The organism is Paenibacillus illinoisensis NBRC 15959, from assembly GCF_004000925.1.
GTDB lineage: Bacteria > Bacillota > Bacilli > Paenibacillales > Paenibacillaceae > Paenibacillus > Paenibacillus illinoisensis.
On sequence record NZ_BIME01000001.1, the window covers coordinates 191,583 to 217,078 of the forward strand.

At 46.8% G+C, this 25,496-nt stretch carries 15 protein-coding genes; 5 read left to right on the forward strand and 10 right to left on the reverse strand.

Features of this window, described 5'->3' with window-relative positions:
* Positions 1-459 precede the first annotated feature (459 nt).
* The gene (locus PIL01S_RS00815; protein WP_127535839.1) at positions 460-1,239 is read left to right on the forward strand and encodes a DUF817 domain-containing protein; all 780 of its coding nucleotides are present in this window, start codon (positions 460-462) and stop codon (positions 1,237-1,239) included.
* A 129-nt stretch (positions 1,240-1,368) separates the two neighbouring features.
* On the forward strand, positions 1,369-1,923 hold the full coding sequence (locus tag PIL01S_RS00820) for a hypothetical protein (RefSeq protein ID WP_127535840.1): 555 nt from the start codon (positions 1,369-1,371) through the stop codon (positions 1,921-1,923).
* Positions 1,924-2,039: 116 nt separating this feature from the next.
* Here PIL01S_RS00820 and PIL01S_RS00825 read toward each other — a convergent pair whose 3' ends face one another.
* The 4 genes from PIL01S_RS00825 to PIL01S_RS00840 form a co-directional block, all read right to left on the reverse strand.
* The gene (locus PIL01S_RS00825) at positions 2,040-7,733 is read right to left on the reverse strand and encodes a pectinesterase family protein (RefSeq protein WP_127535841.1); all 5,694 of its coding nucleotides are present in this window, start codon (positions 7,731-7,733) and stop codon (positions 2,040-2,042) included.
* A 229-nt stretch (positions 7,734-7,962) separates the two neighbouring features.
* Entirely contained in the window at positions 7,963-9,108 is a 1,146-nt protein-coding gene (locus PIL01S_RS00830; RefSeq protein WP_246058053.1) for a glycoside hydrolase family 88/105 protein, read from the reverse strand.
* A gap of 32 nt (positions 9,109-9,140) precedes the next feature.
* The gene (locus PIL01S_RS00835) at positions 9,141-10,640 is read right to left on the reverse strand and encodes an extracellular solute-binding protein (RefSeq protein WP_127535842.1); all 1,500 of its coding nucleotides are present in this window, start codon (positions 10,638-10,640) and stop codon (positions 9,141-9,143) included.
* Positions 10,641-10,704: 64 nt separating this feature from the next.
* Positions 10,705-11,562 (reverse strand): ABC transporter permease, encoded by an 858-nt coding sequence (locus tag PIL01S_RS00840; RefSeq protein ID WP_246058089.1) that lies wholly within the window; start codon positions 11,560-11,562, stop codon positions 10,705-10,707.
* A 414-nt stretch (positions 11,563-11,976) separates the two neighbouring features.
* Here PIL01S_RS00840 and PIL01S_RS00845 point away from each other — a divergent pair, with 414 nt between their 5' ends.
* Positions 11,977-12,861, forward strand: a complete 885-nt coding sequence (locus PIL01S_RS00845) for a carbohydrate ABC transporter permease (protein ID WP_095358198.1) — start codon at positions 11,977-11,979, stop codon at positions 12,859-12,861.
* A gap of 112 nt (positions 12,862-12,973) precedes the next feature.
* Here the strand turns inward: PIL01S_RS00845 and PIL01S_RS00850 are convergent, their stop codons facing one another.
* A complete protein-coding gene (locus PIL01S_RS00850; protein WP_127535843.1) occupies positions 12,974-15,217 on the reverse strand; it encodes a helix-turn-helix domain-containing protein in 2,244 nt (747 codons plus the stop codon).
* 171 nt (positions 15,218-15,388) lie between these two features.
* On the opposite strand from PIL01S_RS00850, the gene PIL01S_RS00855 reads away from it, so the two are divergent.
* Positions 15,389-16,183: a helix-turn-helix transcriptional regulator gene (locus PIL01S_RS00855; RefSeq protein ID WP_127535844.1), complete on the forward strand. Its 795-nt coding sequence runs from the start codon at positions 15,389-15,391 to the stop codon at positions 16,181-16,183.
* Positions 16,184-16,243: 60 nt separating this feature from the next.
* Here the strand turns inward: PIL01S_RS00855 and PIL01S_RS00860 are convergent, their stop codons facing one another.
* Positions 16,244-16,990, reverse strand: a complete 747-nt coding sequence (locus PIL01S_RS00860; RefSeq protein ID WP_127535845.1) for an SDR family NAD(P)-dependent oxidoreductase — start codon at positions 16,988-16,990, stop codon at positions 16,244-16,246.
* A gap of 326 nt (positions 16,991-17,316) precedes the next feature.
* On the opposite strand from PIL01S_RS00860, the gene PIL01S_RS00865 reads away from it, so the two are divergent.
* Positions 17,317-17,763 carry an Lrp/AsnC family transcriptional regulator gene (locus PIL01S_RS00865; RefSeq protein WP_127535846.1) on the forward strand — a complete coding sequence of 149 codons (447 nt, stop codon included), beginning with the start codon at positions 17,317-17,319 and terminating at the stop codon, positions 17,761-17,763.
* A 76-nt stretch (positions 17,764-17,839) separates the two neighbouring features.
* Here PIL01S_RS00865 and PIL01S_RS00870 read toward each other — a convergent pair whose 3' ends face one another.
* The 4 genes from PIL01S_RS00870 to PIL01S_RS00885 all read right to left on the reverse strand — a co-directional run bounded on the left by PIL01S_RS00870 (position 17,840) and on the right by PIL01S_RS00885 (position 25,486).
* The gene (locus PIL01S_RS00870; RefSeq protein ID WP_127535847.1) at positions 17,840-19,393 is read right to left on the reverse strand and encodes an acetamidase/formamidase family protein; all 1,554 of its coding nucleotides are present in this window, start codon (positions 19,391-19,393) and stop codon (positions 17,840-17,842) included.
* 237 nt (positions 19,394-19,630) lie between these two features.
* Positions 19,631-22,201, reverse strand: a complete 2,571-nt coding sequence (locus PIL01S_RS00875; protein WP_246058054.1) for a glycosyl hydrolase family 95 catalytic domain-containing protein — start codon at positions 22,199-22,201, stop codon at positions 19,631-19,633.
* A complete protein-coding gene (locus PIL01S_RS00880) occupies positions 22,198-23,301 on the reverse strand; it encodes a glycoside hydrolase family 88/105 protein (protein WP_127536578.1) in 1,104 nt (367 codons plus the stop codon). Before PIL01S_RS00880 ends, PIL01S_RS00875 begins: the two co-directional genes overlap by 4 nt.
* A 127-nt stretch (positions 23,302-23,428) precedes the next feature.
* Positions 23,429-25,486 (reverse strand): glycoside hydrolase family 65, encoded by a 2,058-nt coding sequence (locus tag PIL01S_RS00885; RefSeq protein ID WP_127535848.1) that lies wholly within the window; start codon positions 25,484-25,486, stop codon positions 23,429-23,431.
* Positions 25,487-25,496: the final 10 nt, after the last annotated feature.

Genomic DNA, 25,496 nt, shown 5'->3' on the forward strand with positions numbered 1-25,496 from the left:
TAACAATCCTGACAACAAGATTGCCCAGACCAGTTTTCCTTATCGTAACTGCCCTACTTGTCATTCATGGTCACAATTAGCGTTCGTGGTGTCCCGTTCTTAACGTCGATTGAATAGCGACCCTCATTAAATTCAAATTTCTTACTTTCCAACGTCTCCACATCAATGTCCTTATAACTCTTCAGGATTTGATTAATGATTTTCTCACTTACGTTCAACGCATGTAACACCAAATCCTAATTTTCTCTCATGAAGAAAATTTTGTATATAGATTTAAACTAGTTTAGGTCATTTGACACGTGTATTGTATATGCCTAAACGAAAACAAGAAGAGATTCATCATTTAATTTCTCTTTTTTCTTCGGTTTCGTCTCTGTATGATTAACGGTAGCTCTACATATGTACTTATAGAAGGCAAATATGAATTTTAGGAATAGGCCCGGAAGGAGATCTCCCGATTTGAAAGCTTTTATTCAATTGTTGCATTTCGGCTATCATCAGGCGATGAGCTGCATTTTCCCTGTGGCCATCTTCGGAACCCTAGCCATCACCAGCGTGATCGAGGTTCCATTCTTTCATCGCTATGATGCCATTCTACTGATCTTGCTTGGTGTCCAATATCTCATGTACCGGAGTGGGTTGGAGACCTGGGATGAAATTAAAGTCATATGTGTGTTTCATATGATTGGCCTGGTACTTGAACTGTACAAAGTAAGCATGGGTTCATGGTCATATCCAGAACCTGGATTCACCAAAATATTTGGAGTTCCGCTGTACAGCGGCTTCATGTATGCGAGTGTGGCAAGCTTTATGTGTCAGATCTGGCGCAGATTACGCATGGACATGACAGGATGGCCTGGTTTTGCACCCTCCTTTCTGCTCGGAGGAGCCATCTATCTCAACTTCTTCACCCACCATTTCATTCCTGATTTTCGTTGGTGGCTCACGGCTCTGGTCTTTATCGTATTTTGGAAAACATGGATCATCTACCGGGTACGGACCAAGACATATCGAATGCCTTTATCGCTCGCATTTGTCATTGTAGGCTTCTTCATCTGGGCTGCCGAGAATATTGCTACATTCTTTAATGGCTGGAAGTACCCTGACCAGCACGATGCCTGGCAATTGGTTAGTTTCAGCAAAATCAGCTCCTGGTTCCTGCTCGTAATCATTAGCGTCATCATTGTCGCCCAGCTTAAATATGTCAAAGCCAATCGAACAAGCACTGGCCCCAACTAAGTATTAAGACTGACATTAGAAATGGTCTAACCGTCCAACAATTACTCCTTTAACAAAAATTAGGAGACTCATTCCAGTCTGAAACGTATAAGATGGATAGTCATTCTAGTCGAAAGGAGATTTTAATGGATGAAGCGACATTCTTGGCTCTTTGTGTTCATGTTGTTGTCTATCATTTTAATGATGACAGGGTGTCTTCAAACCGAGGCAACGAACGAAACCGAGCAATCCGTACCTAATGAAATTGCCATCATGACACCTACACAAGAAGCCACCATTGCAGCGGAAGTCTTTAAGACAAAAGAATATACGATCGGCGATATCCCGGAATCGCCCTTACCTGAAGATGTTGTTCTGGAGCGGTATGCTGCGATGGAGCCTTACTATGCTGAACGTTATGCAGATAAACCAGTGAATTATAGTTACGTATTGCTTGCTTTGAAGGCAGCACAGATACAACAAGCCTCACTTCAACCCGAAAATATGAAGTTCACTGTGTATCAGGAGCTCGAAAATTATGTCGATCTGGACTACACGATGGATCTCGTGTTGGATCAGCAAAACGGAAATCTGGAACGTGTTCCATTGGAAGGACGACTTTCCCTTATAAAAAAAGATGGTAAATGGCTAATACAAGCTGACGATTTCGACAGCAAAGCTTTCTTAAAGCTTATTCCTCAATAACATCACCAAAAGGGCGCCAATGCAGGCGCCCTTTTGGTAATTGAATTCCTTTGTAGAGATTAATCGTTATGTCTGACTCACTCAGATCGCTCTTCATGACAGTAATACAGCATTCATCACCGTTTAACAACGACTTTAACAGATGATCGTGATGTATTCCCTGCTTGATCTGCTGCCTCATAAGTAATTGTATACACACGGTCCTGACCTTTACCTTTTCCTGTACGTTCAGCCCGAAGCTTGAATTCGAAATCGGGAGTACCGTATGCTGCTCCCTGGATGTCAGGTGACTTGTTACCATGTCCCTTGCCTTTATCCGGTTGGTTGCTTGTAATGGATATGAGTTTGACAGAGGCTACCCCTGTTCCTTGATCGGTGGCATCCGCTGTAACACGGATAGTCTCCATTTTGTTTGCATTTTCTTTCAGAAAGGGTTTATTCACTTTGAGCTGCAGTACAGGTGGCGTGGTATCTCTAACGGTTTCCGTCCGGAAGTTGATAATATAGGATTTCACGCCACCATCTTGCCCCGTAACCTTGACCACGGCCTGACCCGGTACTGCCACAGCTTGCTTCACTTCCACGACCGATTTGCCGGATAGAGCATCCGCTGAAACAAGCGGCAGCGCGCTGCCTGTATTAACTTCAACCTCATAGTTCTTCTGATATGAGTTAAATTCTGACAGAGGCTTTCCATTCACGGATAAACTGGCCAGATCCCGATTTGCATGAACCAATGAAACGTCTAACGATGGATTCCATGCATCAGACCCTGCAAAATGCGTAGCCGGAAGGTATTTTTCCGCTTCTTCAGCAGTCAGCTGAGTGGACCAGTTACTTCTTCCTTTGGCATTGGCACCAGGTCCATAACTGGCATACTCGGCGAAACGTGCAGTCTTTTCATTATCAGGATTGCTCCAATTGTTCCATCCTGCCGGGCTGATATGATCATCCATATAACTGTTTATATAGGCAACACTCGCGTTCGGCCGCCACGGTCTACCAAGAGCCACATTGCCTGTCAATCCGGATTCGGCAGTAATTCGGCTGTTTAGAAAAACATACCCTGGCTTGCCTTCGGCTGTGGAGGCCGCAGTCACATAACCATTACTCAGACTATGAATGATGCTGTTCTCAAAGAGAGCAGCGGCGTTCCCAAATATGAAATCAACATCGCCTTCAATGTAACTGTCAACATAGTACTGTCTGCCGTCGTTGACATACAACGTGTCCTGCCAGCCCTTCAGGCTGACATCACGGAACACAAGGCGATCCCCGCGTGCAAAAAGGGCTACCGCTTGCCCGGCATTGTCACCCGCATCATTCTGTATCGTCAGATGTTCAGCTGTAAAGTCATTCGTTTGAACGCGGAAGCTGTAGCTGTTCGATGTACCAAGAGGATTGCCGTTCCCGTCTAGTGTGCTAGCCGAATCCCCGTAGACCAGGATGGTGCCTTCACGACTCTCTCCAATCATCCGTAGGTGGGTTTTACTCGAAGGCACATTCAACTTTTCACGATAGATCCCATCTTTGATTCGGATAATGGTAGGGATAGTCGCATGGTCAGGACTTGCATCTATGGCTTCCTGCACTCGCTTGAATTCCCCACTACCATCGGAAGCAACAGTCAAAGTGACCGCCGGAGTTTCGAATACGGGAACAGATGACATCCCCTCTCCAGCTTCATTATTTGCCGTAACCAAATAGTAGTACGTCCTCCCGTTGGTTAGCCCTGAATCGGTATAAGACGTTTCGGTCACCTCCGCAGCAATGGAAGCATACGGCCCATCAGGGGAGTCACTGCGTTTCACAGCATAGCTGTCTGCTCCCTGTAAGCCTTCCCAGCTCAAAGTAATTCCACCATCTTCCGGCTCTGCATGCAATCCTGTTGGAGACATGAGGGTTCCGTCATCAGCGGACGGTCTTGCTCCTGTTGGGGCAGACTCGAGACTATGCGTATCTCCGTTTACAGCAATAATTTTGTAATAGTAAGGTACACCGTTCGTGAGCCCTGTATCTGTGTATGAAGTTTGGGACTGCGCTTCAGCTACGACTTCATATGTTCCGTTTAATTCGGTGGAGCGCTTGATCTGATAAGTTGCCGCTCCCTCAATCGGTTGCCACTCCATCTCGATTGAATTCGGCTGCGGTTTTACGACAGGCTCAGGCGTAGACAACGCTCTTGATGGCGTAACCGCAACAGGCGCTGAATCCGCTCCTTCACCACCAATACCAGTTGCCGAAACTACATAATAATAGGTGACCCCATTATCCAGTCCGCCATCTCGGAAGGATGGTTGCGTCAGTTTCGCTGCTACAGAAGTAAATGGGCCATCTGCCTGAACGCTGCGTTTAACCGTGTAATGGCTCGCCTGTTCAATGGGCTGCCATGCCAATTCGGCCTGTGCATCTCTGGATTTCCCCTCCAGTTTCTCTGGTGCATCGGGTTTCACGGCATCCTCTGAAGGTGTGACTTCCACTTTGTTGGAAGGTCCGCTTTCTCCTGAAGCACCTAGTGCAGTGACGACATAATGGTACGTTGTACCATTTACAACCGTTTCGTCGATAAAGCTGGTGTCTGCGACTTCAGAAGCAATTAGTTCGTAAGCTGACTCATCCTCTGTGCTTCGTTTAATATTGTAGGTTGATGCTCCTTCGGCTTCGTCCCAATTGAGTTTAACCATACCGTTTCCTGGCTGTGCAGTGAGCCCTTTAGGTGCTGCCACAGGCTCAACGTAGAGATGAAGGTTATCATAATATATGGTCCCTTTGCCTGTGCCAGGTGTTTTGGCCAGAATGCGGCCAATTCCATCGGTGAGCACATCCGCCTGGAACGGAATGTTATCCGCTACTCGTACATTGTCGATATAGATATCCGCTTTTTGCATAGCTACATTGCCAGTAATCTTCAGGTTGTACCATTGATTGTTTGCTGGTGCATCCATCAGTTTGTGATCCACCCCGTCTCTCTTGTAAACGAGTGTATAGCTATCTTCTGCGGCGGGAGCAGCAGGTTTGCGTATTTCTATCGAAAGCGGCGTACGGTTTCCGGCGTTATTTTGCAGCTGCAATACATATGCTGTCCCTGGCCAGGAAGGTGACATGAGATCCGTTTCCAATACAAAGCTGCCGAGTTGAGGTTGAAAAGAACGTATAAATTGTGTTGTGCCTGGGGCATTATCATACAGTTTTAATGACTTTGTCGACGGATTACTGCTGGTTTCAGAAGGGACTTCCGCCACCTCGACCCGATGATCTGCATCCTGGGGATCAGGGAGCACGGCGTAACCAGGTGGTGTTTGGCTAATCTCAAGTCCTTCAAAGTCATCACGGATATACTCAATGGTTTCAAGCTCCCCTTCGGGTACTGCTTGCGCTTCTTCCGAGGAGAAGCTGGTTCCTTTCTCATTCACCGCTTTAATGACGTAATAATAGGTCTTTCCAACAGTCAGGTCAGAATCTGTGTACGAAGCAGATGTTATTCCGCTCTGCAGCTCCGTGTACGGACCACCGGATATCTCGGCTCGGAAAACCGAATACGAAGCTGCATTGTTCACCTCTTCCCAGGATAATACGACTGATTTCGGTCCTGCTTCTGCGATGAGTTGGGTTGGGTTCGTAGGGAAATCAGCATCCAGTTGCTGAACAGCAGCACCGGAGAAAACAGATGTATTCAGTTTATCCACTTCGTCGTCCGGTTTGGAGGCATCTGCCGCAAGTCCGACGTAAACCGTGCTGCTCACGGGAAAATCTGTCGTACTCACCACGGACCAGTCTGCTCCGTCTTTGGACACGAGTGATGTTACCTGATCACCCAGTCGGACCAGCTTCACCCAGTAAGGAAGTGTGATGAATGTCTCTGGTTCCTGAAAGGTGACATCTGCCCCTTGGGATTCACGCGTCAAATTTACTGCTTTTTGCCCGCCTTTGACATAGGACGTCATCAGCGCGATAAATGGCGAGGAATCGCCCAAGCTCTCACGGATCATTACACCTGCTTCTGCTCCGTCATCCGTGGCGGTCACCCGATCGACCCGAGCAACGATCTCGCCATTACCCTCCAGTGTCTGGTAGGCATAATGAAAATGATCCGAAGCACCAGCAATATCACCTGCAGATTTGACGATTACATCCGTTTCTGCAGCACCCAGCTGTGTATGGCCTGCAATGCCAGGTGTTCCGACGTCTGTTGAAGTCCAGGGCGAAATACTTCCTTCTTTATTAACATGAACGGAGACATTATCCGATTGCGTGGCCGTTCCCGTATTGTCAATTGCACGAACGGTGAGATAATGTGTACCGTCCTCTACACTGTCCCAGGTCAAAGAATAAGGAGCGGTATCATCTTCGCCCAATTTAATATCGTTTTGATAAAATTCCACCTTGGAGATGGTGCCGTCCGGATCGGAGGCCGAGGCCACAATTTCAATGGAATCCTCCTCTGTCGCAATCGTATGGTTGGAAGGAGAATCAATAGAGACTACAGGGTTCAATGATCCATTGCCTGTAATGCTGTTCAGATACATTTCAAGATGGGTATAACCCGATTCGTGAATTTCATTTCGGTCTGAGGCATCGTTCGGATTCAGCCCTTGAGCGACTTCCCATTCGTTCGGCATTCCGTCATGATCATCATCGGGCTGCGTGGATAACACCTCTTCAAACTCCAGATATCCTCCCACTTCTTTTTGGGAATTGATATGCTGACCGGAACGATTTTTAACATCATTAACGATTCTTGCATCAATCGCATCCCTTCTCGGCAGGACAGCACCAGCTTCGGCAAGAACACGGTCATACGCCGTTTCCGCATCATCCATAGGCGATGGATTCGCCATGACTACCGGAGAATCAAGCTGGGATTCAGGATTCGCGAGAGTCCCGACACCAAGCCAGTTATCCGCAGTAATCTCGGGAAATCCGTCTACGATATTGCCGCCTACATGGAGACGCGTATTGGCACTCACATCAAGGAATAGCTGGTCCCTCACGGAACGATACGTATTGGGGCCGTATTTGTAATAATTGTTCATCAAATTGTAGTTGCCTTCCTCACCGCCATAGGCAGAGAAAAAGCCCCAGTTGTACACGACATTGTTGTATGATTCGGTATTAAATCCGGGAGCCCCGGCAAATCTCGGATTACGGCTTACGTTGTGGGCGATGATATTATGATGAAATGAGGTATTATTTCCGCCCCAAATGCCGGCATATCCATGCCTGCCCTTTTGGTGGGTCGTCATCAGCATGCTCTCGGCAATGACGGACCACTGCACGGTTGTATTTTCGTTTACATACATGCTAAGGACTTCATCCACAGACCAGGTGAATGAACAGTGATCGATGATGATGTTTTTATGATATCGCCCTCCAAATACATCATCCTCACTTGGGTGTTTGTCTCCAAGCCTGAAGCGCATATGTCTTACGATAATGTTATCTGCCTGAAATGTGGTCCAATAATCGGAGACGGTGATCCCTTCTCCAGGCGCAGTCTGTCCAGCCAGGGTAAGATTGGAACCTGTTATAACCAGAGGAGCTTCCAGATGAATGGTTCCACCCACTTTGAATACGACGGTTGTATCATTTTGACTAACGGCTTCGCGAAGAGAGCCAGGGCCCGAGTCAGCTAGGGTAGTTACTTCGTAAACAGAACCTCCCCTGCCACCAGTCGTATACATCCCACCGCCCTCAGCTCCAGGAAAAGCAGGCAGCATACCTGAATCTCCTGTTTCTTCCGCAGCAGCCATTCCCGGCAAAACACTGAACAGCATCGATACGATCAAGATGAGCGACACAATCCTTTTCAATAAAATCTACCTCCTCCGGTTTCGTATACTCCAATTGGCAAATGCAGTACTGTGAGGCGATTAACCTTTCAGCAGACCCAATCACCCCCTTTATCCAATGTAAGCGTTATCACAATTGATCAAATTGAATAACCATATTGTCCTGTGAACAAAAAGGTGTAAGGAGTATGTTATGCCCGTATCATTTTGATTCATTTAACGGATACGGGCAATTTACAGGTGGAATGAACTAATCCTTTCGATTTAACAAATATTCATATTCGGTGCAGGCCAGCAAGAAAGCTCCCAGCCCCTTTTGATCGTTGGTAATGATCGGTTCACTGATATAATAAGCGTAGGTACCGTCCCGTCTCGGTTCTCCTCCAAGACCTGCAACCTGACAGTTTTTGTACAGATTGACCCAGCCTTCTTTGGTTTCCATGACAAATTCTGAAATTAAACCGGCATAGGCATGCATCAGCGAGTTGAGCCAGCTTTCGTCCTGTAGCCAACCCAGTCGAATGCCTTTGGCCATGGCATACACGATCATGCTGGAGGCAGAGGCTTCCAGATAATTTCCTTTTCGAGTTCCTTCATTAACCACCTGATACCATACCCCAGTAGAAGGGTCCTGGAAACTTCGAAGTGCTAACATCGACTCATTTAGAATCTCAATCAGCTTCGGGCGGTCCTGATGAGTGTCCGGAAGCAATTCCAGTACATCAACCAGCGCCATGACGAACCAACCCATGGACCGGCCCCAGAAGTTTGGCGATTGTCCGGTATTGGGGTCACTCCAAGCCTGCATACGCTTCTCATCCCAGGCATGGTAGAGCAGACCCGTTTGCCCGTCACGGTTGTGTTGTGCACAGAGAATAAATTGCCTTGTCACATCATCCAGATTCTGCTCGTCTTCCTGTTCGAACCGAAGCATATATTCAAGATAAAACGGCGCGCCCATATACAATCCGTCCAGCCAAATCTGATAAGGGTACACTTGCTTATGCCAGAACGCGCCTTCTGACGTACGGGGGTGACTGCGAAGCTGCTCCCTCAGTTGAGAGGCAGCCATCTTGTATTTTGCATCGCCAGTTAATTGGAACAATCCAAACAGCAGCTTGCCGTTATTCAGATGATCAATATTATGCTCATCCTGACGGTACCCGCGGATCGTTCCATCACTTTGTATAAAGTAATCCATATTCTCGCGGATGTACGCCGCATATTTGCTTTCGCCAGTCACTTTCCACAGCAGCTCAAATCCCTTCAGAATGACCCCGTAATCATAAGACCATTTCCCATGATACCCGTTTGCCTCATACAGTCTGGGCGTACGCTCCATAATGGTTTCTGCGGTATGCACTGCCCAAAGGCATGGAGACTGAATATCAATCATGGTTTCTCTTCCTCCTTCGATAAGTCATGATATTATTTGTTCTGCACAGCTTGGTACGCTGCCTCATATTCCGTTATAATCTTGTCGCCGCCGGACTTTCTCCAAGTCTGAACCGCGTCCTGGAATCCTTGCAGATCCAGCTTGCCGAGAATGTATTTATACGTGGCATCCGTGATGATTTTTTGCAGTTCCGATCCTTGCTCCGAGAACGTCGCAGATTCCAGGGAGTACATTGGATTAAGCACTGCATATTTCGTGTTTTCCTGAATCAAACGATCGGATTCCACTCGCAATGGGTCCGAATCATGAATATCATATCCATTCTCATTCGGACGTGAGGAAGAGAAGGGCTGCACTTCCTGCTCCCAGAGCTTGGTGTCGGTGATCGTTGCCGCATTGCCCTCCAGGCTGTAATGCACACCCTCGATACCATACGTCATCAACGTGTAGACCTCTTCACTCATGAGATCGTCCATGAATTTCAAGACCTGCTTTAACTCAGCCTCGTCCTTTACTTCCGATTTGGGGAATGCCAGCAGCCCGCCTACGCCATTGGATGTGGACCAGATTGCACGATCACTTTCTTTACCTGTTGAAGTAATGTCGTTCACCATGATCAAATCCATGTCATCCTGTACACCTTTGGCCAGATTGAGCAGGTTTTTGCTATCAAACAGCGCACCAACATAGATTCCTGCTCTTCCCTGTGCAAAGCCCTCCTGCTGATCTTTTTTTGCCGTTACTGCGAAATCCTGATTGATATATCCGTTATTGTACAGCTCCTTCATATAATCCATCGCCTTAACGTAACCTTCGGATTCAAACTCGGGTGTTACCTTCCCATCCTCACTGACCGCCCATCCGCTCGGAGTTCCAAAGTATGAACCCAGTGTCTTGAAAGCACCGAATACAAGATCGCTGCGATCAATAAAACCGGTCGTATCTTTGCTGCCATTACCATCAGGGTCCTGCTCGGTAAATGCCTTGGCGACTTCCATCAGCTCTGCAGTTGTTTTGGGTACAGGTAATCCCACTTTATCGAGCCAGTCTTTACGAATGATGACTCCATTACGGGAAACCTGCTTCTGCATCGGAATCCCATACAACTTGCCATCGATCGAAGCCGAGTTTCTCATGTCCGCGGAGATCTCTTTCAAATTCGGGAATTCGTCCAGGTAAGGCCCCACTTCCCAGAAAACACCGGCCTTCAATGCATTTCGAACCGACGAATTCTCCAGAATGGTGAGTGAAACAATATCAGCCAGAGAGCCGGAGGCTAAAGAGGTGTTCAAACGCTCCTCTTTCGAGGCATCCGGAATCCAGGAAAATTGAATATCCGTATTCGTCAGTTCCTCGATTTTGTTCAACACGGTATCCGTCGGCGGCGAAGCAGAATGCAGAATGTTCAACCAGCTAATAATAGGCTTTCCATCCGCATTCGTTTGTGGCTCTGCATTCTCTCCTCCGCAGGCACTAAGCAGCAGACTGCCACAAATGGTAAGCGCTATCAACTTTGCATAACGGAATTTCATGTTCATATCCCCTTTTTCATGTTTTAAGTTTTGCTGTGATCTATTACAGCGATTCTAAGCCAGGTTAATAGACCCCATCTTCACCAAACTTTTTGGCAAGCTTGTTGGCTATGATCACCAGAATCAATCCAACCAGGCCTTTGAACAATCCAACAGTAGTGCTGAAGCTTAATTGTCCGTTCTTCAGGCCGGCTGTGAAGATATACGTATCAAAAATTTCTCCGACCTCCCGATTGAGCGAATTCAGCAGCAGATACATGTGCTCAAAGCCAAGCTCAAGCGTATTACCGATTTTCAGAATCAACAACGTAATAATTACAGGGCGAATGGCTGGAAGAGTCACATGCCACATTTTGCGTAACCGGCTCGCTCCGTCCATATCTGCTGCTTCGTAGAGTTGCGTGTCCACCACCGTAATGGCAGCGAGATAAATGATGGTTGACCATCCGGCCTCTTTCCAGATAATCTGCAAAATGTACATGGGACGAAGCCATTCTGGCGAGGTGAGGAAGCTGATTTTGGTTCCGCCAAAAGCAGCAATCATTTCATTAACAACTCCGCCATCCACACTCAGAAATACATAAGTTATGGATACGATGATGACCCATGACATGAAATGTGGAATGTACACGATGGTCTGAATCGAATTTTTGAACATCTTATGCCTGACCTCATTCAGCATAAGGGCGAGAATAATGGGAATTGGGAAAAAAAGAATCAATTCAAGTGCAAATAACAGTAGTGTATTGCTGAGCAGCATGGCAAAGGTTGGTTCGGTAAACAGCCGTATGAAATGCTTGAAACCGACCCATGGACTATCCTTGATGCCGAGATACGGCTGATAGTCCTGGAATGAAATGATCAGTCCACCCATCGGAAAATACTTGAAGATTACGAAGTAGACAAACCCCGGAAGAATCATCAGATATAGAAGTTTGTTGGTGGCTACACTCCTTAATTGATGACCGATTCCCGTTTTTCGGTGCAGTTTGCCTTGTAACGAAACAACTGGGGAATTGGAATCTTTCACTGCTCGCTGACCTCCTTGATCGGTTAACATGTGTTCGAAGTCAAGCATATCCCCTGCGGTTCATTCCGTACATAATCATTAGCTATCATGCTTCCTGCAATCCGAATAGAAGGGCTTGTGACAAGGCTTTTTCCCGTATGGATTGTAGCTTATGATTATTAACTCGGTTAATGATTATCCTGTTAATCCCCCTGGAATTTCCCTCTCATACCTGCTGCAGCAAGGTCTTAGGATATGATTATATACGTTATACAGAACCCTTGATATGGTGGGAAGAGACCAATTATTAAGGAGGAACTCATCGACATGTCAAAAGCCGCACTCAAGAAGGAAACGCTCGGAAGCGTCATATTTAACGTAGTGAACTATACACTTCTGCTCCTCTTTGCCCTTGCCTGCCTCCTGCCTTTCATTAATGTGGTAGCCAGCTCGTTTGCGTCAACCCAGGAGATCGTGCAGAAGAAATTCATTCTGTTTCCAACGTCATTTTCGCTCGATGCCTATCGGTATATCCTGTCCACTCCGACCATCTTTAAAGGGCTCGGCGTTTCCATCTTCATCACCCTCGTCGGCACCGCAGTCAGCATGACACTTACAGCACTCATGGCATACGGATTATCCCGACGTTATCTTCTTGGGAGAAACGTCATCAACTTTATCGTCGTATTTTCCATGTTGTTCAGCGGTGGAATGATTCCCACCTTTTTAATCGTCAAAGCAGCCGGGTTGATCGACTCCTACTGGTCCATGATTATACCTACAGCAATTAACGCATTTAACCTGATTATCATGCGCAACTTTTTCCAAGCCCTACCGGACAGTCTGGAGGAATCGGCTAAAATTGACGGTGCAAATGACTTTCGCATATTGTGGCAGATCATGCTTCCACTAGCCCTCCCATCGATTGCCACATTATCTCTTTTTTACGGAGTCTCCTACTGGAATACTTATATGAATGCCATTCTGTATCTCAATGAATCCAAAATGTGGCCGCTGCAGGTTCTTCTTCGTCAAATCGTCATTGTATCAAGCGGAATGGAAGGCAATAGTTCAGCCGTTGATATTGTCCCTCCGTCCCAGACCATTAAGATGAGTGTGATCGTCGTGGCAACCGTCCCGATGCTCATTGCCTATCCTTTTGTACAGAAGCACTTTACAAAAGGAGCTTTGCTCGGATCGGTAAAAGGTTGATCGACGTGTTCATTTTGACATAAAACCAATCCCCTTAGGTCCTTGACCTAAGGGGATTCTTTTGCTGCATTGCCGCAATATGAAGCGGCAGGTTAGCAGAGCTCCCTTACCCTCACAGCTCGAGCTTCATCTTCCGATAGGCACCCGGCGTGACATGTTCTTGTTTGCGGAACGAACGAATGAAGTTCTGCGAATTCTGATAACCGAGACGTTCTGCGATGTCCTTGATGGGCATGTCGGTATCGATCAGCCATTTTCTTGCCACGTCAAGCCGGAATCCCATCAAATAATCACTGAAGGTCATACCGTATTCCTTGCGGAATATGCTGCTTAGATAGTTGGGCGTATAATGCAAACGTTCACTGATCGACTCAAGCGATAGCTCCTGATCATACTCGGTGCGCACAATCGATGCAATCTGATCAGCAACCGAACGAAATTGATGATTTGCCTTCTCCTGCATACTGACAACCATTGGATAGATGACTTCATGAACGAGAATATGTTCGATTTCCTCCGGGTTAAGTGTATTCAGGAGCCTTTGGTAGAGCGTTGCGTTGCTTTGAGTAAGCAGCACTTCTGCTCCAATCAGCTGCTCCAAATGGATCAGATTGTTCACAAAACGAATCAGAATAATTTCCAGATTCATCGGGTTCTGACTATGCTTCATCATGTCGGCGAGCAGAGGGTATAATGTTCGGGTTGCCTCATCCTTGTCACCAAGTCGGATGGCGTCAAACAGCTGCGATTCCAACTCCTTGGGATAACGCAGTAACATTGGCCCGCTACTTCCACGAGAGATATCTTCATAAAATATGACGGATTCCTTGCCCAGTTTCAGGCGTTGATATAATGCTTCAAGACTCATTGAACAGGCTTCACGGCTCTGCAGCAGATCCTCATATGGTGCACTGACCCCTACACTCACGGAGGCATTCCAATAATCTCTGGAAGAGAGGATTATATTCTTGGCATATTTTGCGATCAGATTCTGTATCTCCGCCACCTTGTCAGTGCTGCAAAACAATAACGTCGCTTGTGTACGCTCATTCAATACGACAGGAAGCATGCGTTCGGTTGCGGGAATAATCTCTTGCACCAACTGGTTCACGGTGAGCAAAAGCACATCTTTATCCGACCATGACCCTTCACCGCATCGGTCCACTTGGATCAGCATGGTGATGAAGACCGTGCTGCTGTCGATGTCATATCCAAACCGCTCCAGATTTTTCTCTACTTCTTCTCTGGTCAGACGGTTTTGCAGCAAATTAAGAACAAATTGGGCTTCGAGCTTTGGTTTTTCAAGCTGAATAAGCTGTTCCAGATCCTTTTTTTCGGATACGATTGAATCGATCGATTGAATAATCCAATCAACTTCGTCCTTGACCATTGGCTTAGAAGTATCTGCCAGCCTCTTTTGTATCTTGCGAAAAGGCTTAGTCAGATAGACGGAAAGGATATAGGCTATAATGACCATAAGCGCCATAATCACGATTCCCATCACAATAAGACCTATCCGGATCGGTGTTAAGGCTCCGCTGACTTCTTTTGCATCAAGCAGCGTAACATACGTCCAGCCATTGTAATCAGATCGTGCGTATAGGGCGATGATTTTATCTCCCGATGAACTTGGCAGTTCCAATTGTCCAGTCTGCGCTTGCTTGACGGTTCGCTCGCTGATGAGTTTCATTTGCTGGTTGGATAAGTGCTCTTGATCCGACTTCGTTGTGTACAATGGCTCGCCTTGTTTGTTTAAAATATAGATGGATGTATTTGGTTTAACCAGCAACGAACGATTAAGTGTTTGGAGGGAGATATCCGACAAGGCAACAGCTTGTTTTTTCTTGGAATGCACCGGAAGTCCTTGCAGCAGCCGGATACCATCAGACGTTTTCGTCCAGTACAAGCCGCTACCTTCCTGATCTGCAAACTGATTCTGTAAAAGCTCCGTCTCTTCGGAGGTCATTCGGGACACCGTACCGTTGGACAAACTCCACTTTTGCTGAAGGCTGACTAACGTATATTGAACCCCCTCAAGACCCATGGTCGCGATATAACCCAATTGAGATTTCAATTCCCGATAGGCTTCAAATTCCTGTTCCGTCATCGGGCTGTCGATGACCGAGCGAAATGAAGGCGTCGTGCTATAAGTCGCGAACGCATATTCAATGGTTTGAATTTTCTGCTCGAGCGTATTTCGGATCTGTGTAATGAGGCTCTGCTGACCGTCCCCAACCCGGTCCACGACTGAGTTGGTCGTTGAGATGTATATATAACTTCCAAAGCCGATAACAATTCCAACGCTAAGGAGCAGAACCGGAATAAAAATGTTGTAGAACGTTTTACTTTTTCTCAAAGCACAATTCTCTCCTTTCATATTTGTAAGCGATTACAACTGAAAGAGTTAAAACCCTTAGTTTCTTCCTCCATTTGGTAATATTTACTTGAATTTTAACACAGCAAATGATATGAGTTTAGACATAACGTATTAGAAATCAGCCAAATATTGCACAGGAGGGTTTGAATCATGCTGCCATTTTACGAGATCCGCAAAGATGATTTTACAATTAGCCGCAATGCAAGACAGATCGCTTTTCCCACGCATATGCACAGTGAAATTGAGGTATTATACGTCTACTCTGGCACGCAATCCGTCGAGATTAACGATGTCTCATATGAATTGCATCCCGGTGACGCAGCATTGATTTTTCCGGATATGATTCATCGATATTTCAAAAGTGGTCAACAAACTGCAAATGCCGTTCTGCTTATTATCAATCCGAAAGTATTTGAAGGCTTGTTCCCCGATTTCCTTCAACTTCAGCCGGTTTCTCCATGGATTTTGAAGAAATATGTACATAAGGATGCGGTATATGCATTCAAAAAAATAAAAAAAGAAGATAATTACGCCATCAAGCTTGGTTGGGCTCATATCATCATCTCGCACCTGTTATCTCAGGTCGAGTTGGAGCAGCGACAGCGCCCCCCGATCGTGGATATGCCTCAGAAAATTATGAAATACATGGCTAATCATTTTACGGAACCTCTCTCCCTGGACACTATAGCAGCCGAGTTTAATGTGAGCAAATATTATATTTCCCACATCTTTTCCACACGGATACAGATGAACTTTCGCAATTACCTCTCCATGCTGCGAGTCGAATATGCAGCAAAATTAATCCGTACTACGAATGTTTCCTTAACCACTGTAAGCAGCAGCGCAGGCTTCGAGAGCCAGCGAACATTTAATCGCGTTTTTCAAGCCATGTATGGGATTACACCCAGGGAATTTCGAAATAATGTGAGCAGCTATTTAAAATGACAACACAACAAATAGAAATTAAAAAGGCTCCCTATAAGGGAGCCTCTTCTTATTAGAATCTTATTTAGCCAGGTATCCGCCATCTACGAAGACGGTTGTTCCTGTAACGAAATCATTTTCAGCCAGGAATACAACTGCATGTGCAATTTCTTCCGGTTTACCCAGACGTCCAAGTGGATGTTTGGCAACCAGGCTATCATAGAACTCACCAAGAGCTTCTTTGTTGACCATGCCACTTTCCACAAATCCAGGAGCAACTGCGTTGACGCGGATGTTACGGTCAGCATACTCCAGAGCGAGTGATTTCGTAATTTGGTTGACCGCACCTTTACTAGCCGCATAAGGCATGGAAGTTGGTTCACCAACAGATCCCAGGATCGAGGAAGTGCTGATTACAGATCCTCCGCCCGTTTTCAGCATTTCACGGATCGCATATTTCGCACCGTAGAATACACCGTCCTGATTGATTGCAATGACACGTTTGTATTCTTCGTCCGTTAATTCATGCGAAGGCTTTTGAACACCAATGCCTGCATTATTGAAAATGACATCCAGTTTACCAAACTGCTTCACTGTCTCTGCTACCAGGTTTTCAACTTGTTTTTCGTCGGCAACATTAACTTTGATGAACACTACATCATCATTATATGTTTGTTTTAATTCCTGCTCGGCAGCTTTGCCGTGCTCTTCATTATAATCTGCAATAACAACCTTCGATCCTTTATCCAAGAAGGCTTTTACTGTGGCCAAACCAATTCCGGAAGCTCCGCCTGTAATGATAGCTACTTTGTCTTTAAGATTAGTCATGGTGATTCCTCCAGTAATTGTTGAATTTTAGACAAAACTAACGTGATTTTATATGTAACCATAATCATATTATTTAGTCATAACGTAAGTTTTGTCGTTTATTTGACACAATTAATCGTACTCCTGGTAATGAGTATTGTCAAGCTACTATATATTTACCAGTTAACATGCCGAGTAATATTAAGCGGAAATATTGAAGCAACTCAGCAGAGACACTTCATCCCACTACGGTTGTTAGTGTGTTCCAAATCTCAGGGATTATGTACCCCGCACGGGCGTGTGGTCTTTTTTTCTGTTACAATATGAAGCGGAAAGGAGTGAAACTCATGTTAGATTCAATTGATAGTCATATTTTACGAAGACTGGCTCAAAACAGCCGGATATCCTATACCGATTTGGCTAAAGAGGTTGGATTGTCTGGTGTTGCCGTCAAAGAGCGCATAGACCGGCTTGTCAATCAAGGAATCATTGAACAGTTCTCCATTGTAATTAGCGCCGAAAAGCTCGGCAAAAAGATATCTGCCTATTTGGAGCTTGAAGTGGAGCCAGCACATTTGAATGAGATCATAGAGGCGTTGAAACATAACGATAAAGTTGCTGTGTTATACGAAATGACTGGTCCCTGTATCCTCCATATACATATTCTTGTCGAGAGTATTGAAGAGATGGAACAATTCATGAACGAATCCATATATTCGCTGAAAGGTATCGTCCGCGCTGAAACGCAGATTCTGATGAAACGACACAAAAATCAGGATGGATTGAATATATAAAAAACAAGAACCGTCAGGCGTTAAGACCAACGGTTCTTGTTATTAATATTAAGGAATTATTGCTTTATGAAATGGGTTAGTTCGTCTTGGAAAGCTTGGCTTGATAGAAATCGACGAAGTACTCGCTTACCTCTGCTGACTTCTGGGCATTTAATTGAATAGGAGCAATCAGTCTAACGGTTTCTCCATTGAATGAAGCCTTCGTTTCTCCAAGTTTCGCTGTTAGTGTATTGCCATTATACAGGATTGAAACCATTTTCGTTTTTGGCTCCCATTCAATCTTGGCACCAAATTGTTCAAAACTGCTGCGTAATGGAGTCATATTCCGTTCAGCGTCCCCAAACAACTTCTTGTCAACAATTGCATGAACTCCCCAGTTCCCATCGACTACCTGTGTAACCCCAAAATCGGTGGTTACCGACATTAAAGAGTAAGCCTCGTCTTCGGTTAGTTCCATGCCTCTCATTAGAAAAGCCTTAGTTTTATGCGCAGCATCTTTCATCGCCTTGTCGAGGGAAGATTTATCGAAGATTTCCTTCTGGGCATCCTCACCCAGTTCTTCAAGATAGTTCGCGTAGCTGAAACCATGGACCACCCACTCGTTCTCATTTTCCAGCAATGGGAAGTTTAATGACCTTAATTTGTTATCCAGCTTATCTTTTTTATGAAGAATAATCTGAACATCTCCAGTTACTGAAGTTTCAATGGCTGTTCCATTTAATTCAGAGTCTCCTTGCCCTGCGTGTGGATCACCGATCGACAGCAGCGCTCCCGGGACAGAAACCGGATAGTACATGGTTGCTCCTTCCGTAACACGCCAGTCATCGATATTTCCGCCATAATAGGAAGGTGGGACCGAATCAACGATATCCGCTTCCTTCGGAGCTACGCTCATGGTACCGAAATGGAGTCGAACAGGCACTCGAACATCTTTCAGGACATTGTGATTTTCCTTCACCGTTGTATGATCGACGACCACACCAGGATAATCTATTGTAGGATGCACATTTCCATCCGGATCGGTTTGAGGAGTCCATCTATAGCTATATAGTGCCTTAGCGTAATCCGTACCGCCTTCAGAATCCATTTCGTAAATCGTCACAACCTCACGTGTCACCGGTTCTTCTTCCATCTCTCCATATAGAAACCCCCAGTTTGCAGCCACGTTGGAACCATATGTTTTCCCTGCATATTCGCCGTTACCATTAGGACGAAGTTTCATATCCAAAATCTTCACTTCCAGTACATCTCCCGGTTCCGCTCCTTCAACCGCGATTGGGCCTGTCATGATATGTACTCCCGGACCACGATCTGCTTCCGTCTTCTCGGATTCGGTCCAATGAAAAATATCTTCGACGCCAGCGTCACCTTTGATCATTCGTTCATAGTCATCGCCGGAATGGTGAGTAATCGCATCCACCGTAACGATATCTCCGGAGTTGACGGTGAGTACTGCTTCACCCTTGCCGATATTGCCCCACCGGACATTTTCGGAATTCGCCTTCAGAACATGCGTCTTTGGCTTCACGGACGCTTGATCGATGTCAGCATTGACTACATTCATACCTGGTATTAACAGTGAACTAATGGATAAAGCAGCGAAAACCTTCCATTTTAATCGATTTCCCATTCATAACTCCTCCTGTCATCTTCTCATGTCATATTAGTTAACTTGTTATGAACCGAAGTATAACAGACAATCTAAAAGTTAACAATATAAAGTTTTAATTACTTTTTGATTTATTTTCTTAATATAAACAATAGAAATATATTAGTAATATTAACTTTTACAAATCCACCCGAGATTCTATGATTTATAAAAACAATAAAGAAGCCGCCACTTGGGCGACTTCTTAAGTGTCTCATATTACTCCGTGTTCAGTTCCACCGACCACTTTTCCCCTTCTTCTAAATGAAGCAGGAATGTACCATTCTCCATGGGGAGTGGTTTATATTTCTTCTTGCCAAACTGTCTACATAAAGAGATGTCGACCCAGTCTGGGAGCTGAAGTTTCATGGACAATCGCCGAACGGCGGCTAACTCGGCTAGAAATACTCCTGATTTGCGGTCCCATGCAAGCGACAGAACGCCTCCGGGTATACGCCAATTCTGCAGCTCCCCTCGCAGCATTCTGGCAGGAAGTGCCGGAAGCAGCTTGATCCGTTGAGGCGAGACCAGCAGCAGCATTTCCTGTATGGCATTAACCCAGCCCATATTGGCATCCAGCTGAACTGGAGCTGCATCTAATGTCAGGCAAATTCCCATACTGCGCCAATCGTTATGGAGTGTGAATCCATTAGATAGAACACAGGACCGGGCAAGATGATCCAGGCTGTCCAAAGCCCGTTCTCCGTCGCCCAGCCGGGCATAGATCGATGACATGTGAGCCAGGGACCACCCACTCTGTGCTCCAAGTTTCCGCTGGTGTACTGCTTTCTCGAAGGCTTTGAAAAGCAGTGGGTCGTCTTCCCGACTGACTTCCTGTCCTGGAAAAACAGGATATAGATGGGACAGATGACGATGATCTTGCCGATCCTCAAACGCAGGATGAAGCCATTCCTTGACAGCCGCCTCCTCATTCAACATGTAGGAAGGCAGACGTGTAAGCATATCTTCCCACTCTGGTATTTTGCTGCTATTAACACCGATTATCCCACTCGCTTGTATGGTATGCTGCAATAATTCCTTGATGATGGCGACGTCCATTGTGGCATTAATGGCTGTAGGCATGGGATGTGCGAGTTGTTTACCATCCTGAGGCATGAAATTCTGCGGTGTGTTCTCGGGTGAAACGGATGGGTATACCATATACCATCCCTCTTCGTCCAGCACCAGAAAGTCTTCATAAAACTGTAACGCCTCTCTCATAAAGGGCAGCGCCTGCTCGCGCAGAAATTGCATATCACCGGTATACCAAAAATGCTCATAATAATGTCTGGCCAGCCACCCGGCTGCTCCGGTCCAGTTCATGATGACAGGAACAACCTGATTTGGGATGCCCATGCCTGGCGTAGTTCCAGCAGGTATGTAGATCCCGCGACAGCCATAGAGCTTGCGTGCATTTTCCTTGAAGACATCCATCAAACCGGTGTAATACCGAAACAAAGACAGGTTCATGCAGGTTAAACCGCCAACAGCCGAATGCCAATACATCATCTGAACATTTTCATTAGCCATGTGATGACCCCAGATTAACCGGTAATCTCCGCCCCATAGCCCATAAAGACCAAAAGGCATATTGCCTTCCTCAGAGGTTCCGCTAATGAATAAATATCGACCGAATGCCCACATCTTGCGAATCAACCCCAAGGGAGCTTTGCCTTCATAGGCATCTAACAGAAGCTCTTCATTACTGCGCCCGTCATCAGCCGCATCATCCAGATCAAGCTCTGCGGTGTGAAACAGCGGCTGATGTAGCTCCGTATGTCTGGATAGCATTGAATTATAATCAGTCTCCAGCCCTGCCAGCTCCTGCTTCAGTCGTAACCATTCCTCTTCCCGCTTGCCTGTAACAAACATTTTCACGAGAACGAGCACATCGCCCGACGTTTCGAACGGGAGCTCTGCGTGAATGGCTTGTTTTCCGCTGTCATCTCGCTGATCCTTGTCTGGAATGGTACCCCCTTTTCCCGGGAAATGTAATGCTCTATGGGAAGGCATTACTCTAGCCCCAGGTTCCTCTCCCCCTCGGATTAGACGCAAGACAGCACCATAATCCTGTCCATCATCATTTATGCCACCATAAAATACGTATTGCTCATCTTCATCCGTTCTGACCGTAACGGATATTTTCAGTTCCTTAAATTCTTCATCATCCCGCTCACGGTCACCCGGCGGAAATTGAAGACCCACACTTCCCGATATCACTGGCGTACTTCCTGATTCCCTAACCTGTACCGAATCGCTCGTGCTCAGTACTTCAGCGTTTATTCTGAACACAACACAATCATCTGCACGAGAGACAAAAAGACTTCTTGAAATCTTTCGTTCCCCTTCCTCCCAGCAGACATGAACTTCTCCCGTTTCCATATCCAGTTCCCTGCGATAATGGTGAAAAGCATTGTCACAATTCATGGTGAGTGTCAATTCAGCCAAAGGAAAACGGGAGGATAGTTTGGAATCATATCCTTCTGCTTGCACGGCACGGGTCAGATGCCAGCTGGCCTCCGAAAATTCCCCAGAGTTCATAAGTCGCCGGGTCTCCTGCAATGTGTGACTGACGTCGGGGAGTTCATCCTTTCTTCCCCAATGCCATAGTTCACCATGCTGCAGTAAAATCACTTCTTGATGTATACCACCTCGCACAGAGGCACCAATTATCCCATTACCGGAAGGAAGTGCCTCCCGCCACATCCCCTTCCACCATGAAGCGGGATACTTTAGAATCATCTTGTTTTTATCGGGTCTGCCCGCTTGAGATCCGTTTAATTTCTTCACGCACCTTCTGCTCCCCGCATCTCCATTTCAATACTGGCCAGCAGGAATGGTGCGACTCCCATCTGAGCATCGCTGACGATCTGTTCGCTAATATAGTAGGCATAAGAACCGTCACGATATTTCTTTCCTCCGAGTCCAGCCCCATGACAGATGCGGTGCAGGTGTACCCCCTGTTCATCCTCCGTAACAAAGTGACTGAGAATACCGGCATACGCCAGATCAACAACTTTGCGATCCAGTTCAGCCAAATAATGCAGACGCTGACCCTTGGCGAGGGCGTAGGTCAGCATGCAGGAAGCCGACGCTTCCAAGTAGTTGCCTTCCCTGCTGTTCTGGTCCATGACTTGATACCACAGTCCGCTCTCCTGATCCTGGGCATGGGCGATTGCATAGGCCATTCTCTCGAAGATGCCCATGATCTGACCGCGCTGAGGATGATCAATTGGAAAAAACTCCAATGCATCCACTACCGCCATCGCATACCACCCCATCGCCCTGCCCCAGACGTGGAACGATTGACCCGTGTCTTTGTCGCACCAGCGCTGTTCCCTGCTCTCATCCCATGCATGGTGCAGCAGACCGGTTCGCGAATCCCGGGTCTTCCGCTCAATCAGCAGAATTTGACGCGCGACTTCATTGAGGCTCTCAGGGTGATCGAACATATGGCCATACTCTGCCAGAAACGGAGAAGACATATAGATCCCGTCAAGCCACATCTGGAACGGATATATTTTTTTGTGCCAGAATCCGCCCTCACTGGTTCGAGGCTGCCCTTTCAGCTGGGCGACCAGTCGCAAGATGGCTTGATGGTATTTCTCTTCCCCAGTAAGCTTCCACATAGAAAAGAGATTTTTGCCTTCATTGATCATGTCCAGGTTATAATCCTCAAGTTGATAGTTCCTGATGGTGCCGTCTTTATCGATCAGGCCATCCATATGATGGAGAACCAGTTCACTATATCGAGGTTCACTATTCCAAACGGCCGCACGTTCGAGGGCCAGAAGCGTCATTCCGGCAACGTACCCCCATTTCCCGGCGATTTTGGGGTGATTCCCATCCCGGCATTCGGAAACTAGCGTATCCGCAATTTTGGCAGACATTCTGCGATTCTGAGTAGAGACCTTTGTTAACGTTTCAACCAACGTAATCGCTCCTTTTTCGCTCGCGTATTATTGCTCAAGCCAATCCCGACTACTCAAAGTGTGAACAAACGATCACCTATTCGGATCAGGTCAGGGGGTGCAGCCCCTCCCATAGAACTGACCAACTCCCGTCCTGCGGAAATCCCGGATTGTTCCCGCCTTCCTCACCGCTCCATCCGGCAGCCATCATTGCTACTGCAGTTAACAGTCCACCATTCCCAGGCAGATACACCCATAATCCTGGCCTTTGATAATTGTGTCCATTGGGCAAATAGGTGTTTTTGGTGGCATCCATCAATAAAAAGTCAACGGCTAGCTCAGGTTCTCCCAGCCTTGCCGCTGTCATCGCACACATCGGAAAGTCCCACCCCCATGCGGATTCCCAATCCCAGCATTCTTTCACTTTGAGAAGTGTATTTTTCATGATTTTGTCGTCGATCAGCGTGCCGGGAAGCAGGCCGAGCGCTCCGAGCATGGAAGGATGATCATGGTTCTTGGCAGTAAATGTGTCTGGACAATTCTCGTGCGCAAGATACACTCCATTCTCATGCACAGGACTTGCCATATGAGCCGCAACCTTTTTCCATTCCGGATTCACAGGCCGCTCCAGCCGCTCCGCCCACATAGCGGCGATTTCCAAGCCAAATTTCCAGTATTCCAGTTCATATGGCGGATTCAGACTTTCATTCATGGCATGATTCTCCTGAGCTGGAATCAACGGCGGCCCAAGTACATATGCCTCTTTTTCAGCATCCCAGTGGGCAAAGGAAACCATAAAATCAGCTGCCTCAAATACGATGTCCTTATACCGTTCCAATACAGACCTCTCAGGCCGGGCCAAGTAACACATCTCGGCAAGTGCCATCGGATGAGGCTGCTGCCAGATTAACCCTGGTGCTACTGGTGACGGGCTCTGCCCACCGTTATATCCAACCATTTTGGGCCAGCGCGCACCAGCATATCCCTGTGAACGTGCCAGTTCACGAGCCTTGGGCAAAATGGTGATATACCAATCCATACTTTTGCGAAGCAGATCTGTACGATCCCACAGGGGAAAATGTGCAGCATGCCACCAGTGCATTTCCAGGTGCATTTTACCGAACCAGCTATTATACATGTAACCCGTTTCCTGAGGCGGCATGGAGCCGCCACTGTGTACAGCACATAGGAACTGGGACAGCACAATTCGTCGCTCCAATTCTACTGCTCGGGGATCTTTACTGCCGGATAGATCCATGGCTGCTCCACTGTTCCAGAACTGCTCCCAGTAGACCGAGCTGGCGTGGAATACGGCCTCAGCTGGTTGAACTGATGGGTTCGACGCAGCAAAAGCAACACTGCAAGACCAGCTATCTGAAAGCTCCAATACTTCAGGAATAAGCGTAAACTCATGTGCTCCGGTCTGCTCCAGACGCCCCTTGTCCCAGATCCACCTCACACCATATTCGTCTTCATCCAAAATCCGTTTCAGTGAAGCTGAAACCGAATCGTTCGCCATTAGCTCGGTGCGATGTCTGCTGTCCTGTTCCCAATCGGGAAAAACGGACTTGGACCAGCTCCGATGTGTCATATCCGGACAGGGGAAAACAAGGAACAAATGCAGACGCCCCTTGCGGATTAATTCTGAATGTACACGAATGCCGATGCCATCGTTCTCCGGATCACAGGCAGTCTCCACCTGAACCCTGAACCCATCTACGGTGAACTCACTGTGAAGTGTACCTGTCCACAGATTTAATTCCTGTCGTACCGGATTCACATGTGACGTATCTGCTTCTTCTCCATCTTCTTTCAGTATGCGAAACGCGAGGCGCCCCAGTTGAAGACGATGCGGATTCTGCCGCAGCCAGTGATAGGCTTCTTCTCGGTTCTCAGGTTTCATGGGATACGCCACCTTCCGTCCATACGTTTCAAACGACTGGTAGACGATATCCTGATCGCCGAAAACCTCATGCCCTCCGGTATAATGCCATCCCCAGTTGGACTGCGTGCCAAGCGGGATTTCATAAGCCTCCGGAAAGGTTTGAAGGCCGGTAAAATCAGCACTAAACGCAAATTCGCCGTTGCCGACAGACAAAGGAGACCTGGGCTCAAGCTGGGTCAATACCGGATGGTTTCGAGTGACAATCGTTTTACGGTTCATGTAAGCTGTT